This is a genomic window from Deinococcus aquatilis DSM 23025 (genome assembly GCF_000378445.1).
GTDB lineage: Bacteria > Deinococcota > Deinococci > Deinococcales > Deinococcaceae > Deinococcus > Deinococcus aquatilis.
Map to the genome: position 1 here is coordinate 21,441 of NZ_KB899743.1, position 13,676 is coordinate 35,116.

The 13,676-nt window shown below is 57.8% G+C and carries 19 protein-coding genes and 1 pseudogene; 8 read left to right on the forward strand and 12 right to left on the reverse strand.

The genetic code is table 11. The features are described from left to right. Positions 1-60 precede the first annotated feature (60 nt). Positions 61-996 carry a tyrosine-type recombinase/integrase gene (locus F561_RS0120010; RefSeq protein WP_026299098.1) on the forward strand — a complete coding sequence of 312 codons (936 nt, stop codon included), beginning with the start codon at positions 61-63 and terminating at the stop codon, positions 994-996. Between the two features lie 245 nt (positions 997-1,241). Here the strand turns inward: F561_RS0120010 and F561_RS28165 are convergent, their stop codons facing one another. Together F561_RS28165 and F561_RS0120020 are read right to left on the reverse strand one after the other, a co-directional pair. Further along, positions 1,242-1,490: a Fic family protein gene (locus tag F561_RS28165; RefSeq protein ID WP_083922572.1), complete on the reverse strand. Its 249-nt coding sequence runs from the start codon at positions 1,488-1,490 to the stop codon at positions 1,242-1,244. A 182-nt stretch (positions 1,491-1,672) separates the two neighbouring features. Continuing rightward, positions 1,673-1,864, reverse strand: a complete 192-nt coding sequence (locus F561_RS0120020) for a hypothetical protein (RefSeq protein WP_157452034.1) — start codon at positions 1,862-1,864, stop codon at positions 1,673-1,675. A 334-nt stretch (positions 1,865-2,198) separates the two neighbouring features. Between F561_RS0120020 and F561_RS0120025 the strand changes: the two genes are divergently transcribed. Next, a complete protein-coding gene (locus F561_RS0120025; protein WP_019011754.1) occupies positions 2,199-2,597 on the forward strand; it encodes a hypothetical protein in 399 nt (132 codons plus the stop codon). 230 nt (positions 2,598-2,827) lie between these two features. On the opposite strand, the gene F561_RS29160 is transcribed toward F561_RS0120025, so the two are convergent. Further along, complete coding sequence (locus F561_RS29160; protein WP_157452035.1) at positions 2,828-3,049, reverse strand: hypothetical protein; 222 nt, start codon at positions 3,047-3,049, stop codon at positions 2,828-2,830. A gap of 295 nt (positions 3,050-3,344) precedes the next feature. Between F561_RS29160 and F561_RS0120035 the strand changes: the two genes are divergently transcribed. After that, on the forward strand, positions 3,345-3,869 hold the full coding sequence (locus F561_RS0120035) for an isoprenoid biosynthesis enzyme family protein (protein ID WP_019011756.1): 525 nt from the start codon (positions 3,345-3,347) through the stop codon (positions 3,867-3,869). A gap of 12 nt (positions 3,870-3,881) precedes the next feature. On the opposite strand, the pseudogene F561_RS28170 reads toward F561_RS0120035, so the two are convergent. Further along, positions 3,882-4,682 (reverse strand): annotated as a pseudogene (locus tag F561_RS28170) (IS5 family transposase). 23 nt (positions 4,683-4,705) lie between these two features. On the opposite strand from F561_RS28170, the gene F561_RS30595 reads away from it, so the two are divergent. After that, complete coding sequence (locus F561_RS30595) at positions 4,706-5,119, forward strand: transposase (RefSeq protein ID WP_169389553.1); 414 nt, start codon at positions 4,706-4,708, stop codon at positions 5,117-5,119. Here the strand turns inward: F561_RS30595 and F561_RS0120050 are convergent. The 3 genes from F561_RS0120050 to F561_RS0120060 are packed head-to-tail and all read right to left on the reverse strand — an operon-like array spanning position 5,085 to position 7,649. Continuing rightward, on the reverse strand, positions 5,085-5,729 hold the full coding sequence (locus F561_RS0120050) for a CsgG/HfaB family protein (protein ID WP_019011759.1): 645 nt from the start codon (positions 5,727-5,729) through the stop codon (positions 5,085-5,087). The genes F561_RS30595 and F561_RS0120050 overlap by 35 nt on opposite strands. Positions 5,730-5,778: 49 nt before the next feature. Then, positions 5,779-6,477 carry a hypothetical protein gene (locus tag F561_RS0120055; RefSeq protein ID WP_040381374.1) on the reverse strand — a complete coding sequence of 233 codons (699 nt, stop codon included), beginning with the start codon at positions 6,475-6,477 and terminating at the stop codon, positions 5,779-5,781. Between the two features lie 14 nt (positions 6,478-6,491). Further along, positions 6,492-7,649 (reverse strand): flagellar assembly protein T N-terminal domain-containing protein, encoded by a 1,158-nt coding sequence (locus F561_RS0120060; RefSeq protein ID WP_245556592.1) that lies wholly within the window; start codon positions 7,647-7,649, stop codon positions 6,492-6,494. A 218-nt stretch (positions 7,650-7,867) separates the two neighbouring features. On the opposite strand from F561_RS0120060, the gene F561_RS0120065 reads away from it, so the two are divergent. From F561_RS0120065 to F561_RS30600, 3 genes are all read left to right on the forward strand, one after another. Next, complete coding sequence (locus tag F561_RS0120065; RefSeq protein ID WP_019011762.1) at positions 7,868-8,410, forward strand: hypothetical protein; 543 nt, start codon at positions 7,868-7,870, stop codon at positions 8,408-8,410. Between the two features lie 394 nt (positions 8,411-8,804). Continuing rightward, the gene (locus F561_RS0120070) at positions 8,805-9,779 is read left to right on the forward strand and encodes a vWA domain-containing protein (RefSeq protein ID WP_019011763.1); all 975 of its coding nucleotides are present in this window, start codon (positions 8,805-8,807) and stop codon (positions 9,777-9,779) included. Between the two features lie 201 nt (positions 9,780-9,980). Next, positions 9,981-10,361, forward strand: a complete 381-nt coding sequence (locus F561_RS30600) for a helix-turn-helix domain-containing protein (RefSeq protein ID WP_157452036.1) — start codon at positions 9,981-9,983, stop codon at positions 10,359-10,361. 233 nt (positions 10,362-10,594) lie between these two features. On the opposite strand, the gene F561_RS0120075 is transcribed toward F561_RS30600, so the two are convergent. From F561_RS0120075 to F561_RS0120090, 4 genes are read right to left on the reverse strand one after another with little or no spacing between them, the layout of a single operon-like run. Further along, on the reverse strand, positions 10,595-11,260 hold the full coding sequence (locus F561_RS0120075) for a Crp/Fnr family transcriptional regulator (RefSeq protein WP_019011764.1): 666 nt from the start codon (positions 11,258-11,260) through the stop codon (positions 10,595-10,597). Positions 11,261-11,301: 41 nt separating this feature from the next. Next, complete coding sequence (locus F561_RS0120080; protein WP_019011765.1) at positions 11,302-11,592, reverse strand: cupin domain-containing protein; 291 nt, start codon at positions 11,590-11,592, stop codon at positions 11,302-11,304. After that, the gene (locus F561_RS26200; protein ID WP_019011766.1) at positions 11,589-12,029 is read right to left on the reverse strand and encodes a group III truncated hemoglobin; all 441 of its coding nucleotides are present in this window, start codon (positions 12,027-12,029) and stop codon (positions 11,589-11,591) included. Before F561_RS26200 ends, F561_RS0120080 begins: the two co-directional genes overlap by 4 nt. Next, the gene (locus tag F561_RS0120090) at positions 12,026-12,262 is read right to left on the reverse strand and encodes a ferredoxin (RefSeq protein WP_026299100.1); all 237 of its coding nucleotides are present in this window, start codon (positions 12,260-12,262) and stop codon (positions 12,026-12,028) included. The genes F561_RS26200 and F561_RS0120090 overlap by 4 nt, the downstream gene beginning before the upstream one ends. 218 nt (positions 12,263-12,480) lie before the next feature. On the opposite strand from F561_RS0120090, the gene F561_RS26205 reads away from it, so the two are divergent. Beyond that, on the forward strand, positions 12,481-13,311 hold the full coding sequence (locus tag F561_RS26205) for an AfsR/SARP family transcriptional regulator (RefSeq protein WP_157452037.1): 831 nt from the start codon (positions 12,481-12,483) through the stop codon (positions 13,309-13,311). 116 nt (positions 13,312-13,427) lie between these two features. On the opposite strand, the gene F561_RS0120100 is transcribed toward F561_RS26205, so the two are convergent. Next, positions 13,428-13,676 (reverse strand): integrase core domain-containing protein (locus F561_RS0120100; protein WP_019011769.1); only part of this gene is annotated, 249 nt, incomplete at its 5' end.

Below are 13,676 nucleotides of genomic sequence, written 5' to 3' on the forward strand. Positions count from 1 at the left end.
TCAGCATACAGAATGGTGTAAGTTTCACACACCAGAGTTAAGGTATGTTATCTATGGGGCATGACGTTAGAGGTGTATCGGGGGTCTGCACTCGACCGAGCCAAAGGTTGGAATGATTTGTTGCCCGAAGAGAGGAAAAGGCGGGCGGTCGAAGCCGCCCGAGATCAGGACGCCGAAGCCCTCTGGACGTTAACCGAGGCCTACCTCACCCTGCACGGCGCCAGTGGAACTTCCACAAGTCCGAAGACACTCAAAGCCTATCGGTGGGCGGTCGTCAAATTCCTGACTTACGCGGGCGATCAAGCTGTCAATCTCTTGCGGGCCACGTCTGGTGACGGGGTGCGCTTCATTCGCACAGTAGAGGCTGGGGGGCTCAGTCCTTCGAGTACCCGGGTGCAACTGGCCGGGGTTCGCTTGCTGTACGCCGCACTGCGCTGGGCCGAAGCGACGCAGGCTGCCCCCTTCAGTGACGTCAAACCGGTCAGAGACAAAACAGCGGCGTGGGACAAACGGCAACCCTACACCGATGCAGAAGTGCAGGCCTTGGCGGATGGAGGAGACCCCCGCATGCGCGTGTTGGTCCTCCTATGTGCCCATGCGGGACTGCGGGTAAGTGAGGCTCTTGCTCTGACCTGGAATGACGTTCAATTGGATGCCCGCGAACTTCGCGTCCTGTTCGGCAAAGGCGGCAAACAACGCCATGTGGTCTTCGGGGAGACCCTGCGGACGGCCCTGCTGGCCCTCAAAAGCGAAGGCCATGTGGTAGGCGGCAGCTATCCAGCCGCCGTCGAACGGTTGCAGCGACTCTGTGCGAGGACGGGGGTGCCGTACCGGGGCCATCACGCGCTCAGACACGCCGCAGGAACTCGGCTCATGCGTGAGGGAGCCAGCCTCGACGATGTCGCGCGGCATCTGGGGCACTCGGCACTGGAAACAGCCCGCATTTACGCCAAATGGAGTGACGAAAGTTTGCGGCGCCGAATCGGCCAGTGGTAGACGGGGATGCAGATACCGATGGCAGCATAAGTCGTTGACCAAACGGTTGTGTTGCCTTCATCGGGGTGGACTCACCTGGGGTTCAAGTCTCTGGCCAGTCACTATTCGGCTGGCAGGCTGCCCCAGGTCACCTCCATCAACAGATTCAAATCGCGAGCCGAGTGATAACGATTTAACCCCCCGAGATAGGCTGTTCGGTTCGTGTAAGTCGGTGCTAGAAGTCCATAAATTCAGCACAGCCAGGCTTACACGAGCCGGGCGAGACTCCCATGGCCGTCCCAGAAAGGATGAATTCGAATCAACTCTGCATGCATCCGCGTGGCATGAAGCAGCACCTCGGAGGCGGGAGGCACTTCCTGCCATGCCGCCAGTACCCGTTGAGGCTTCACCATGATGTCTTCAATCGCCACCGAAATAAGCGTGGACGCGGTGCCTACTTCACAGCCATACGTGATGTCCGCATGACGAAACTGACCCGGCTGCAGTCGGTCCAGCCCGGCCGAGACTGCACGCTACACCAACAACGTCGCCGAGCTCAGTTCCTGCAGTGCCGTATCGGGTAAATGAGGCCGTCAGTAGACAGGCATTGGAGCGCTGGAGCCTTCAAGCTGAGTAGGCCACCACTGATCTTCATCACTGCTCAAAACGTCTGAGAGAAACGTTGCCTTGGGTGAGGTCAAATAACAATGATGCCTAGTATTTCAGCCAATCGTCTGCGGAGGTCATAGTTAATCTCCTGGCCATCAGACTGTTGGGAGAGTTGAAGATCTGTCTTGGTCGTTGCGACCTCATTGCTGAAGGTGAAATCAGGTAGGGGCTCTAAACGTTCATGCTGAGACGGGTGAATTGGCATCAGGGTTGAGTCCATATCCTCCTCATTTGTCATGTATGCATTATGCCCCAGGGGAAAGTCTCGGCATCTTGCCTGCTCTCCTAGGCTGGTCCCAAAGTTTGGACAGTCGCGAGGGTTCTCGAAACTTAACCTTGAGCAGGTCATCTCTTCCCGATGGTGGTCTGAACTTCAGACCGCCGCTTCAATAGCACGGTGCCAGGTGAGCCTTCAACGGATACGTTCTTCGATCGAGTGCAGGGCTGGTGATTCGGGTGTACTGGTGAACAAGAGTTTCCACGCAGGGATCTATTGCGACAGCAACGAAGGCCCTTGAGGTGGGGATTGAAATTCCCCGGTCTCGTGGGCCTTCATGCGAAGTGTCTATGCCTCCATCTCCAGCCTACCGCTCAGCATCGTCACCGCGTTGTTGAACCGTGCCACCAGTGTGAGTGGCATCGCCCCCTACAGCACCGTCCGGAAAAGCACCCTGTGCCAGTCCCTGGCACAGCAATCGTTCACGACGAACCAAGATCTCCAGCGCCCTGCCAAGAATGCGCCACAAGGCGCGTTCTTGACCATAGACTTCGTGATGGTGCCGCACGCGGGGCTGGAGATGGAGGGGCTCAACTTTCATTACAGTGGTCAGGCGCGGACTCCATTGGGGCATCAGTTCACCTCAGCGGCCTTGGTGAAGTTCGGGGCCGACCCGATGCCACTGTTGGAGCGGTTCAAAGTCTCTCGCCTGTTGGAGACCGCCGCGTATCCGTAGTCGAAGGCCCACCTGGCCTGGCAACGCGCCGTGGATGCGGCGGTCTGAACTTCAGACCGCCGCTGGTGAGATCTGGCCTGCTCGAGATTGAGTTGCCAGAACCGCTGGAGCACAGGCAGGAGAAGCGAATGGCCGTGGATATGGTGGGAATTACCGGGCGGGGGGTGGAGTGCGGAGAACAGACCTGCGTGAGCGGACAACGGTATCAGTAAAAATGGTCATAGCATGGATCAAGTCCCACCAACAGGCTCCCAGTTGGTGCTGATTTCGCCGTTAGCGGGGTTAAAGAAGATTGGTGACTCGTTCAAAATTGCTGCTAAAGCAGCGAATTCAGCGGCAGGAAGATTAACGATGTTATGAACTGTGTCGTTTTGCAACACAATGCGAGCGCCACCCAGGTGAGTATGTGGACTCCATATCAGTCCATAAACTTTAATAGGTATATTAGCCATACACTCCTTGTTTAGATTATCTCTAAGTGTCACAACTTGACGCCGCGCTGACTGAATGGGTATCCTATTTAAGAGAACACTATATACATGAGAAATGAATTAAAAATACTTTTAACCTATAAAGCACGTATCATTACACATGAGCTTAGAAGGTTGATAACGGCAGTTCTGCCATTGAAACAAATGAACTCTTTGCCGGGTGCCTCAGCACCTGACACTTTGCTAGGAATGGTGTCCTAAGGCGTGTCGGCCAAGAGTGTAGGCGAAGCAGACCCTCAACCCGTACCTTGAAGGTATGGAGATGCCTCGGCCTAGCTCATTGGCAGATGCTGAGATTCGGCACCTAATTCTCAAAATGGCGGCGGTGCCCTACGATCATACCTTCGCCATCTTCTTCGAGCAGGGCATAGATCAGGACATTGACTCATTGTTTGAGGTCATGAGCCACGAAGATCCCTGCGAGATGATCCCCACGGCGATTGAGCAAGGTTTGATGACGCAAGAGCAAGGCCGGGCGTACCTTGCTATCGCCGTTTGGTGTGGAAGGACCAATGGCGGGGGAATGAACCCCACGGTGGAGCGGTGGTTGGAAGAAGCAATAAGCGTGATTCGCATTGACCTCGCATTTCATCTTGACTACATCCCATTCCGCGACCAGGAAAAACGGAAGGCAATGTTATCTCGAGTGATGGAGCGGTTTCCTCAATTTGCCGTCATCTGCCAAGACTTCATGGTCTATGAGTACCTGTACAGACTGGCGCAGCCATGCGAAAAACGAGAGCTGGGAAACGGCAATGCAGATTCACACTATGCTCAGTAGAGGTGCCGCAGGTCATAGCCAGAGCAGGACAGCAGCTAATGTCAACCAGCCGTGATAATTCACGGCTCGCTTGTCAAAGCGAGTGGCGATGTGCCGAAAATTTTTGAGTCGGTTGACCAGACGTTCTACCTTATTCCGTTCCTTGTAGAGGGCCGCGTCGAAACAGATATCGTCCCCTTGATCTTTGCGCCTGAGTATCGTGGTTCGAATGCCACGGCTATGGAGATACTTCCGGGTGGTCGTGTAGCTGTACCCCTTGTCACCCACGATGCGGTCAGGACGAACTCGCGGGCGTCTTCGTCCAGCATGTCTCACAGCACCCGTTTCAATTAACGGCTGTAGAAATTTGGACTCATGTCGTTCCCCGCCACTTAGCACAAAGGCCATGGGTTTACCCTGCCCTTCGGCACGCAGATGAATTTTCGTACGGAATCCACCTCGTGATCGTCCCAGCGCTTCATCTGCTTGACCACCTCGTGCACCTGCAGCGCACTGATGAGCCCGCACGACGGTGCCGTCCACAAAGTACCTGGACCAGTCGAGCTGGCCTTGCATGTCAGCACGTCGTTGCAATGCAGCCCAGATCGCCTGCCAAATGCCTTTGGCTGTCCAACGACGAAACCGGCTGGCGATGGTGGTCCATTTCCCGAAGCGTTCAGGGACGTCCCGCCATGGTGCGCCTGTTCGCAAAATCCAGACGATGCCACTGACGACGGGGCGATGCGCCAGCTAGGGTCGCCCGAGACCGACCAGAGGTGGAAGGAGGGGTTCAAGACGTTTCCACTGTTCATCCGTGATTTCTTCGCGCCACAGCAGGAAAAGATATACCACTGCCCTTGGCCCCTACCCTTGGGCGACACGCCCTAGCAGCAGCAATCACTCTGTCCTGGTCGAATGGCCCAGTTGAGGGCATCGTGAACGAGATCAAACGGATCAAACGACAGATGTACGGCCGCGCCTCGTTTGAGACGCTGCGGGCCCGCATCCTGACTGCGTTTCCACCCTGCACCAACTTGGACTCAGAACTGAGAAACAGGGGTCACGTCATCACAGCCACTCGCAGTCAAGGACATTGCTTCAGGCCATCGCATTGGGACAGGGAATACTCAGGCCTACCTCCTGGACATCCAGGAGGTACAGCACACCGAACAGCAGAGATCGAAACGATAGAGCAAGCCCGGCGCATGAATGCGCCGGGCCTAACCGCTGCAGCCCTTACATCGCCTTGTAGTAGCCCGCAGGAATCTTGAGCATCAGCTGCTGCACCGCGTTGTTGAGCATCTGCGTGATGGCGGCCTCAATCTGTGGGCTCGAGTTCGCTCCAATGTTGACCGGCAACAGCCCACTCATGTTGAAGCTGTTCCCCTCGGCTTTGCCCTGCACCTGCGTCGCGCCAATGATTCGGCGGGTTTTGGCATCCACGATCCGCAGATCAATCGCAATGGTGCTGCTCTTCTGGCCCACCGACACGCCCATGAACGAAATCCCGCCCCCGCTTGCTTCCGGCTCGTACTGCGTGATCGAGCCGAAAATCAATAGTTCGGCGCCTTGAAATTCAGTGCCTCCATTGAAAAAAGCCTCTTCGGTCAGCTGTGACGCATTTTCCCGTTCGTAGACTGCAAACTTGCCCGTGTTGAGCAGCGCGGTCGTCAGCGCGTCCGCAATGCCCTCGCCCAGATCGGAGTAGCACTTGGCCGCCTTGCACTTGAAGGTGCCGACGGCGATGTTGACCTGACCTTCCGGGAGGGCGGGCGCCGCCACCACGGGCGTGGCGGTGCTGGTGGCGGGGGCGGTCTGCGCCGTGGCAGGAACGGCGAGGGCAAGGGTCAGGGCAAGGGCAGCAAGGGGCAATTTCAACATAACACACTCCAAAACAAGGGAAAAAAGGCGGCGGAGAGAAACAGACAGCTTAGAAATCGCCGCTGGTACCGGGCGCAGGCGGGGTAAAGCCACCGCCGGTAGAGGTGGTCGGACGGGGGGCTACCCCTGGAGCGCTCTGGCTGCTGGGCGCCGCTTCAGCGCGTTGGTCGAGCGGCAACTCATAGCGGGCCACCACGCACAGCCCTTGATTGCCGAGGCTCACGATGCGGTGCCCAGTGATTCGTCCTCCACGCAGCAGCGCTTGGGCAGAGGTGCTCACGCTGTCCCGGACTGTTTCTACAGCCAGGTCGGACAGTTTCAGGTCGCCCCCGTCCACCACGCTGGCGGTGGTGTTGCGGGAATCCAGGCCACGGTCAACCGCCGTCCGCAGGCCGCCGAAGAATTCAGCCGCCGCCCCATTGGCCCGCAACTGGGCTTTCTGGATGGCCGGCGCCAGCGACGTCACGCCACGCGCCTGATACACCTGTGCCGAAACGATCGAGAACCCGTACACCCGCAGCGTATCGTTGCGGCCATCCCCATCCGCGTCGTAGGCCGTGGAGATGGGCGGAGCACACTGCAGCATGAGTTTCAGGGCGTCGGCGGGGTTCAGGTCTCCCCCCTGCACGGTGTAGGCCGCCTGAACCTGCTCGGTTTTCAGGAATTGCTGGGGAGTGACTGGGGCGTCGGAGGTCTGGGCGGCGGCGCAGCCTGCACAAAGCAGAGCCAGCAAAAGTAGTGGTCGCATCGGATCTCCTGGAATTAGCGGTAGGTCACGGTGAGTTCGCCGGCACTCAGACCGGTGACCTGGAGGCCGAGGTCTTCGAGCAACTGCGCCAGATCTTCCGGTGCACCGTTGTACTCGACTTCGACCAACGCACCTGCGGTGTCGAACTGACGGTTGAGGGCGGCGTTGACGCCCGCGCTGCCCCGCAAGGTGGCGAGGGTGTCGTTGAGGGCCTTGAAGTTGGGGACACCCGTGAGCCGCACCGTAAAGGTGCGCCCCGCGGCCTTGCCGTTCCCACTCAGCCAACCCAGCAGGGCTCCGGGGAGGCCAGGGGTCGCCAGCTTGGCGACGTTTTGCAGGGCGGTCTTACCGGCAACAGAGTCGGTGGCCGCCGTACCAGTGCCCGTAAAGGCGTCACTGAAGATGATCTGGCCGGTGGCCAGATCCACGATCTTGAGTTCCAAGCGGGCGCTGTAGGCGCGCTGGCTCAGGACGGCGCCGTACTCTTCGGCGAATGCTTCCCCAGTGACCAGCAGGTCAGCCTTGAAACGGGTGGCCAACTCGCTGCGGGCCTGCGGGTCGAGGTCTCCACTGCGCAAAACGTCCCGCAAAGTGTTGAGTTCGCTTTGCTTGAGATCGACAACCCGGTAACCCGCGGCGATCAAGGACCGCTGAATCTCAGTTTCGGCTGCTGGATCGGGCGTTGGGCGGCGCAGGATGGACTCAGGAATCAAGACGATGATCCGCGGATCGCCTTTCTGGGTCAGGAACGCTTTGAGTTCCTGTTCCAGGCTGGGCCGGGCCACGGTGACCCGGACATTGACGGTGTAGGTACCGTTGTCCTGATTCTCCGAAAGCACCTGGGTCACGCGTCCGAAACCGTCAGCCCGCTTGATCAGGCGCTGCTGGAGTTGCTCGAACTCATCGGTGCTGCGCAGGGTGCTGGACGAACTGATGTAAGCGCCGAGCACCTGCTCGATGGCGGTGCGAATGGCGTCGTTGAGGGCGGCCTGCCGGGCAGCGGCAGGAGTGGAGGTAATCAGGGCTTGACCGCGGACCTGGATGGTCTGTTCAGCGGGCGTGGTCACGGCTCCGGCGAAATTGAGAGCGAAAGGGCTGAAGGCCGGAGTCAGGAGGGCCAGACACAACAACCATCCTCTCCCCGTGCGGCGACTCATAGTTCTCAAGATCACGTCGGCCAGTGTGGCACCTGCTGGGTTGGATGCGGGGCGAATATGTGGACTACCCCTATTGGGGGTGCTGATGGGCAGCTCATTTTCAAGCTTACACGTGGCCTCAATCTGCCTGCCCTCCGGAATTTGGTCAGACAAAGTGCAGGCGGCCATGCATTTAGCCCTCACTTTGGTCATATCTACTCATATGACTCAATTGCTTTACATAAACTGCACACATGAATAAGTTGCTTCTGCTCCTGCTGCCCACCCTCGTTCTCAGTGCCTGCGGAAAATCGGCGGAAAGTTCTATGAAGGCATTCTGTGGAGACTTGTCCGCTGGCAAGTGGGAAAAGGCCTTGGAAGCATTCGGAGACGCGGAGACGATCAAATCTGCGATGGCTGACATGTCGAAGGACGCAGAGACCAAGCCATTGGTGCAGTCTCTGTTCAGCGGTTCGAAGTGCACGGTCGCCGGCGCCAAGGACGGCAGCGTCACACTGAAGGTTGACGCCGTGAACGCACAAGCTGTGACTGCAAGTGTGATGGCAGACAGCATGGGCTTGGCGTTTATGTCAGCGTTCAGCGGCGCAGAAGGTGAGAAAATGATGCAGCAGGCACTGATTGGGAAGCTCACCACCGCCCTGACCGCCAAGGACGCCCCGCGCGTACAGACACAAGTTAATGTTGAGATGAAGCAGGTGGAGGGGCGCTGGATACCAGTAGACGGCGAGAAGCTGCTCTCGGCAATCAGTGGTGGTATAGACAAGATGGGCCAGTGAGCGGACTGCCAAGCGCACTTCTTCTCACGCTGCTGTCATTCACTCAATAGGATTGACGACATGCGGAAATTTACAGGGCTGGTGGCAGCGACAGTGACGGCAATGACAAGTCCCCCCCGGGCGAATATAGTCGTTAATCACATTTACCTCCAGCCCGAGAACTGTTGGCCTGAAGCTCATTCGTTCGTATGAATGCCGTGAGAGCAGGTGCTAGTAAAACCCTAAACGAAATGTCTAGTCAAATCCGCACACTTTCTCACCTGAATCTTTCGTTTTACTCATAATACCTCTGAGCTTGTGAAAACGTGATCCGAGCTTTTCCGGCTGGATAGTCATCTTTACGCCATTTCGCTCTTGACAGATGTTTTTATCCGTTTAACACAGGAGTACGCCTATGAAATACATTCAAAAAACCACCCTTGGCTTAACCATCAGTTTGTTAGCCTTAGCCTCTTGTCAGTCCAACGTTGCGCCTCCTGTGCCTGCGGCTACCACTGTGCAGGTCAACGGCACGCGGGTGGTCAATGGCACGACGATTCAGTTTGGTGTGACCGCACTCGACGGCACGACTGTAGTCGGAACAGGTAAAATCGACAAAGCTGCGGTCACGTTTACTACTGCCGGTATTATGGGTACAGCCACAGTTTGCGGCCAGATTGCCGCTCAAAACGTAGTTACGGCGGCAGTGACCTTGGATGCCACAGGCAGCATGACCACTACAGACCCGACTGAAAACCGCAAACTGGCGGCCAAAGCGTTTGTCGCTCGGTTGACGGGAGACAGTCAGGCCGCCGTGCTGTCTTTTGAAGCAAGCAGCACGCCCACCGCTGGGCTGCTTGCCAGCCGGTTGCAGCAAACCATGACTGCAGACAAAGCTTTACTCAACACCGCTATCGATAAGGCGACCTACGCTTCGGGCAGTACCAACTTCTACGATGCTGTAAAGGACGCTGTATTTGTGGCTAAGCAGTCGGGCCGGCCCAATCCCATCGTGCTTGCCTTGACTGACGGGATAGACAATGCCAGCAGCAACACCGCTGCTGATGCCATTGCTTACGCCAAGACCCGCAACGTGGCTGTGTACACTGTTGGTCTCGATACTCCCAGCGACCGACTGGATTTTAGCGCCATGGAGCGTATTTCCAGTGAGACAGGTGGGCTGTTCCGGAGCAACATCAGCAGTACCGACCTCAACGATTACTTCGCCAAACTTTACAATGCGTTTACGGCTCAGGGCTGCGTGCAGATCAACCTAGCTACCGCTCCTACTGCAGGAACGATTATTGAAGGCACACTGACAGTTGATATTGCTGATACGGGTAAAGCCACGGCCAGTCTTAAGGTCCCTTTTTCCTACACTGCCCGCTGAGATTCAACCTCTTTATGCCTGCGCCTGAGCAATTGGCGTAGGCATTTTGTGATTGTGTCCTCAGCCTCTCTAGGGTTCAAAAGCGGCAAGAAGTTGGACAAATGTCTGCTGGGACGGCGTTCTTCGACTTGACCAAGGACGTAGGACACATTGAAGGGCGTCCAAACCACGTCTAATACGGGATTAAACTGAGTCGCGACTATGCGACCTGCCTCGCTGTTCCCGCATCAGACGTCCGATGAGTTGGAGTTGGCCTACCGCCAGTCCGAGCGAGCGGTGGAGCGCTCCCGCTGGCAGATCTTGTGGCTGAAAAGCAAAGGGTTATCCATTCCAGAGATCAAAGCGGTCACGAGTTTTTCGCGCAGCACGATCAGCACGTTGATTCGGGCTTACAACAAAGATGGGCCAGCGGTGGTGGTGGACAGACGCCGTTGGAACAAATCGACTCCTGCGCTCGGCACTTCGAGCACTCAAGACCCACCTGGCCCGCGAGCTGTACCGAACCTTGCAGGCCCGTCACATGGGCGGCCCCATCCCCGCCCCTTCATAGGATCTTTTTGGGTCTTTTCTCTGCCGACTTGACATACCAGGTTCGGGTACTGAGGTTGCGCCTGGTGTTGCTACAGAATAACTCCAAGACGCGGGTCTAGGAGTGGTCGTGGTGGCGATGACGCACCAGGCACGAGCCCAACAAAGTCATCGCCAACGTCAATAACGCTGGCTCTTCTCTCGCTAATTGCAACTGTAGTATTAAGGCAACGCCACTGGATCCAAGTCGGTTTCCATAACCACCGAAATGGGGGGCATTACCCAAATTATGAAAGCAGCTGCCTAAGCTCCTCACGGTTGGCCACGACAACCCGTCGGTGATCCAACTGAATCAGTCCAAGACGGTAGAATTCACCGAGTTTGCGGCTGATGAGTTCCGGCACCGTGCCCAGCAATGCGGCCAGCTCACTGTTGGTGGGAAGCTGAAAAGAGGTCTGGGCGTGTTCGAGCAAGTAGAGGGCCAGACGCGCGCTGAGACCATTGAAGACCAGCTGATCTATGCGGTTCAGCAGTTCCGCCTGCCGCCGTGCGAACGCACCGATCACTGCCGCTGACAGGTCGGGTGAGGCGAAAACAGTGGCCTGCACGACCTCAGCGGGCAGCCGTAGAATTTCTGTTGGGGTCTGAAGGGCTTCAGCACTTGCCGGATAGGCCGCCTGCCTCTGAAAGGTTGCAATGGCGGCGACCATTTGCCGTGGGCCTTCGACATGCAGGGTGAGTTCCCGGTGACCGTCTTTCGACATCCGGAAAACCCTCACGCTGCCGCTGACGACCACATGTACGTACTCAATAGAATCTCCGGCATGAAACAGCGGTTGACTACGCTCCAGCTGTTGAAATTTGGCCTGCCGTGCCAGGGGATCGAGCACGCCGCTGGGCGCGCCGCGAAAGATCGGCAGATGCAGCAAGACGGTCAGGGCGCGGTCGGTCACAGTCTGGCGATGCTAGCGTCCCAAGTGGCCCGTGCCGTTCACTATAGAGATTCAGGCGGCAGCATTGGAATTAAGGTGACCAAAAACTGGGTGCTGTCGGTAGCGGCCAGCAGTTCGATCGGCTCGTTCGCATCAAATCTGAACACGTCAGATTTACTCAGGTTCTGAACCCCGTGAAAGGTGGCGACCAGCGTTCCACTGAGCACCGTGACACTCCCCCAGTGCTGTGGATGCCGGTGACTTGGAAGGCCTTGGCCCGCCTGCAACGTGAACAGAAGGACGCGCCCGTGCGGTGCGGCCCAAAGAATCTGGGGTGGTTCGGCTCGGTTCATAGGTCATCCTCTTGAGAAAGGGCGGCACGCTGCAAGTTGGTTCGCATGCGGCGGGCCAGGGTCAGCAAGCGGTGCGCTTGATGGGGCGGCAGCCGTTCGGTCAGGGTCTCTTGCCACAGGTGCAGCCAATGGTCAAAATGTTCGGTGCCTATATCCAGATTGCGGTGCGCCGAACCGGGCTGCCCTCGGTAGTGGCTGGGGCCGCCCGTCACCGCCCGCCAAAAGCTTGCCAGCCGCGCGATATGAACGGGCCACCCCGCACCGGGAAAAGGCCCCAGCTTGGTGCGGAATACGGGGGCCAGCAACTCGTCCTGCATGACTTTGGCGTAAAAAGCCCACAGGAGAGCCTGAAATTGACCGTCGTCTACCAGTTCGTGTGGTGGGGGCGGGCCACTCTCAGAGAGGGCAAGCAACGGCAAAGTTCTGTTGACGCTCATAGGCCGAAAAATGCTTTGTTGATGTCGATATAAGCCAACTCCTCTGTCGGCACGTCTTCCTCCGGATAGATGGCACTGACGGGACAGGCGGGAAGGCACGCCCCACAATCGATGCACTCATCGGGGTGGATCAGGAACAATTCGCCCCCGTCGTAGATGCATTCCACGGGACACACTTCTGTGCAGGCCTGATCTTTGACCCCACGGCATGGACTGGTGATGATGTGCGGCATAGCTGAGTTTCCTCTGGCGGCGCGGCCTGTGCCATGACTTTGGTCAAGGCCATGAGGTCGCAGGGCGGCTTTGACCAAAGTCATGGCGGTGGGCGGCATGTGCGGCGATGCTGAAGCATGGCGCTGGGATCAATCGAGTCTGGAAGGGGATTTTTCCCGGAACTGCCCACGTCCGTTCCGGCCAGGAACGACCCCGTACTGAAGTCAGGAGGCAGGACATGCAACAACCCGCAGCATCAATTGCTTGGCCGCACGGGACGCGCTTACAGACTTTGGGGCAAGTGGGGGTCTGGTGCGGCGAAACGCTGTTGCCGTGGCCTGCTCGCAGCGCCGAAGAACTCCTGTGGTACCTGCACGCCTACCCGAGCGGGGCGTCTCGTGCGGCCATTTTGTCTGACCTCTGGGCACAGGAGGATACGCCCGCCGCTGCCAACCGCTTCCGGGTGAGCCTGCACCGGCTCCGGAAAACCTTAGGCTGTGCAGAAGCAGTGACCGAGCAGCGGGGCGTTTACTCGCTGCATCCAGCCGTGTGGGCTGCCAGCGATCTCGCGCAGATGTACAGCGATTTGAAAGAAGCCCAAGATGCTCAAGATCCACAGGTGCGGGCGGGAGCATTACGGCGGGTGATCACTGAGCACGAGTATCTGCCCGATATTCACGCCGATTGGGTGGACGAAGCCCGGCGAGGATACCGCGAAGCTCAACTCCGCGCTCGCCTGACACTCTCGGCCTTGTGCTGCGCCAACCGAGAATGTACGGCGGCGGTAGACCTGCTGATGCAAGCTGTTCAGGACGATCCGCTGATTGGGGAAGACCACCACCAGCGCTTGATGGGCTGCCTCACCCAAACACAGGGCCGGTTCCGCGCAGTGGAGCATTACCGTCGCTACCGCCGGTATCTGCGCGAGGAGATCGGGGACACACCCATGCCCGACACCGTACAGTTGGCCGAGCGCATCAAAACCGGCGAGCGCCCCTGCGTGTTTGCTGAACGGGCTTTCCACGTCCCCCTTGCCTTGGATGAGGACGCGCCTCCAGCTTCCCCCTAAAACTGTGCAGTTGGCTTGAACTCACTCTCGGCGACAAAGAAACCCCGCAGCAACTTAATCCGAACTCCATTTGGTCTTCCCGCGTCCGGTTGATATTGCAAGGCCTTCGTGGAGGATCAGTTCAGTGTGGCGCGGTGTTCCTCAAAGTGAGTCGGTGAGCGGTACCCTAAGCTGGAGTGACGCCGCTCACGGTTGTAAAACACCTCAATCCACTCAAAGACTAAATTACGCGTGTCAGAGCGGTTTCCTTGTGCTTTATCGAGGTTCAGCTCCAGCTTGAGGGTGGCAAAAAAGCTTTCCATCGCCGCGTTGTCCCAGCATTCTCCTTTGCGACTCATACTCTGGAGCGCCTTCAGGCGCTCCAA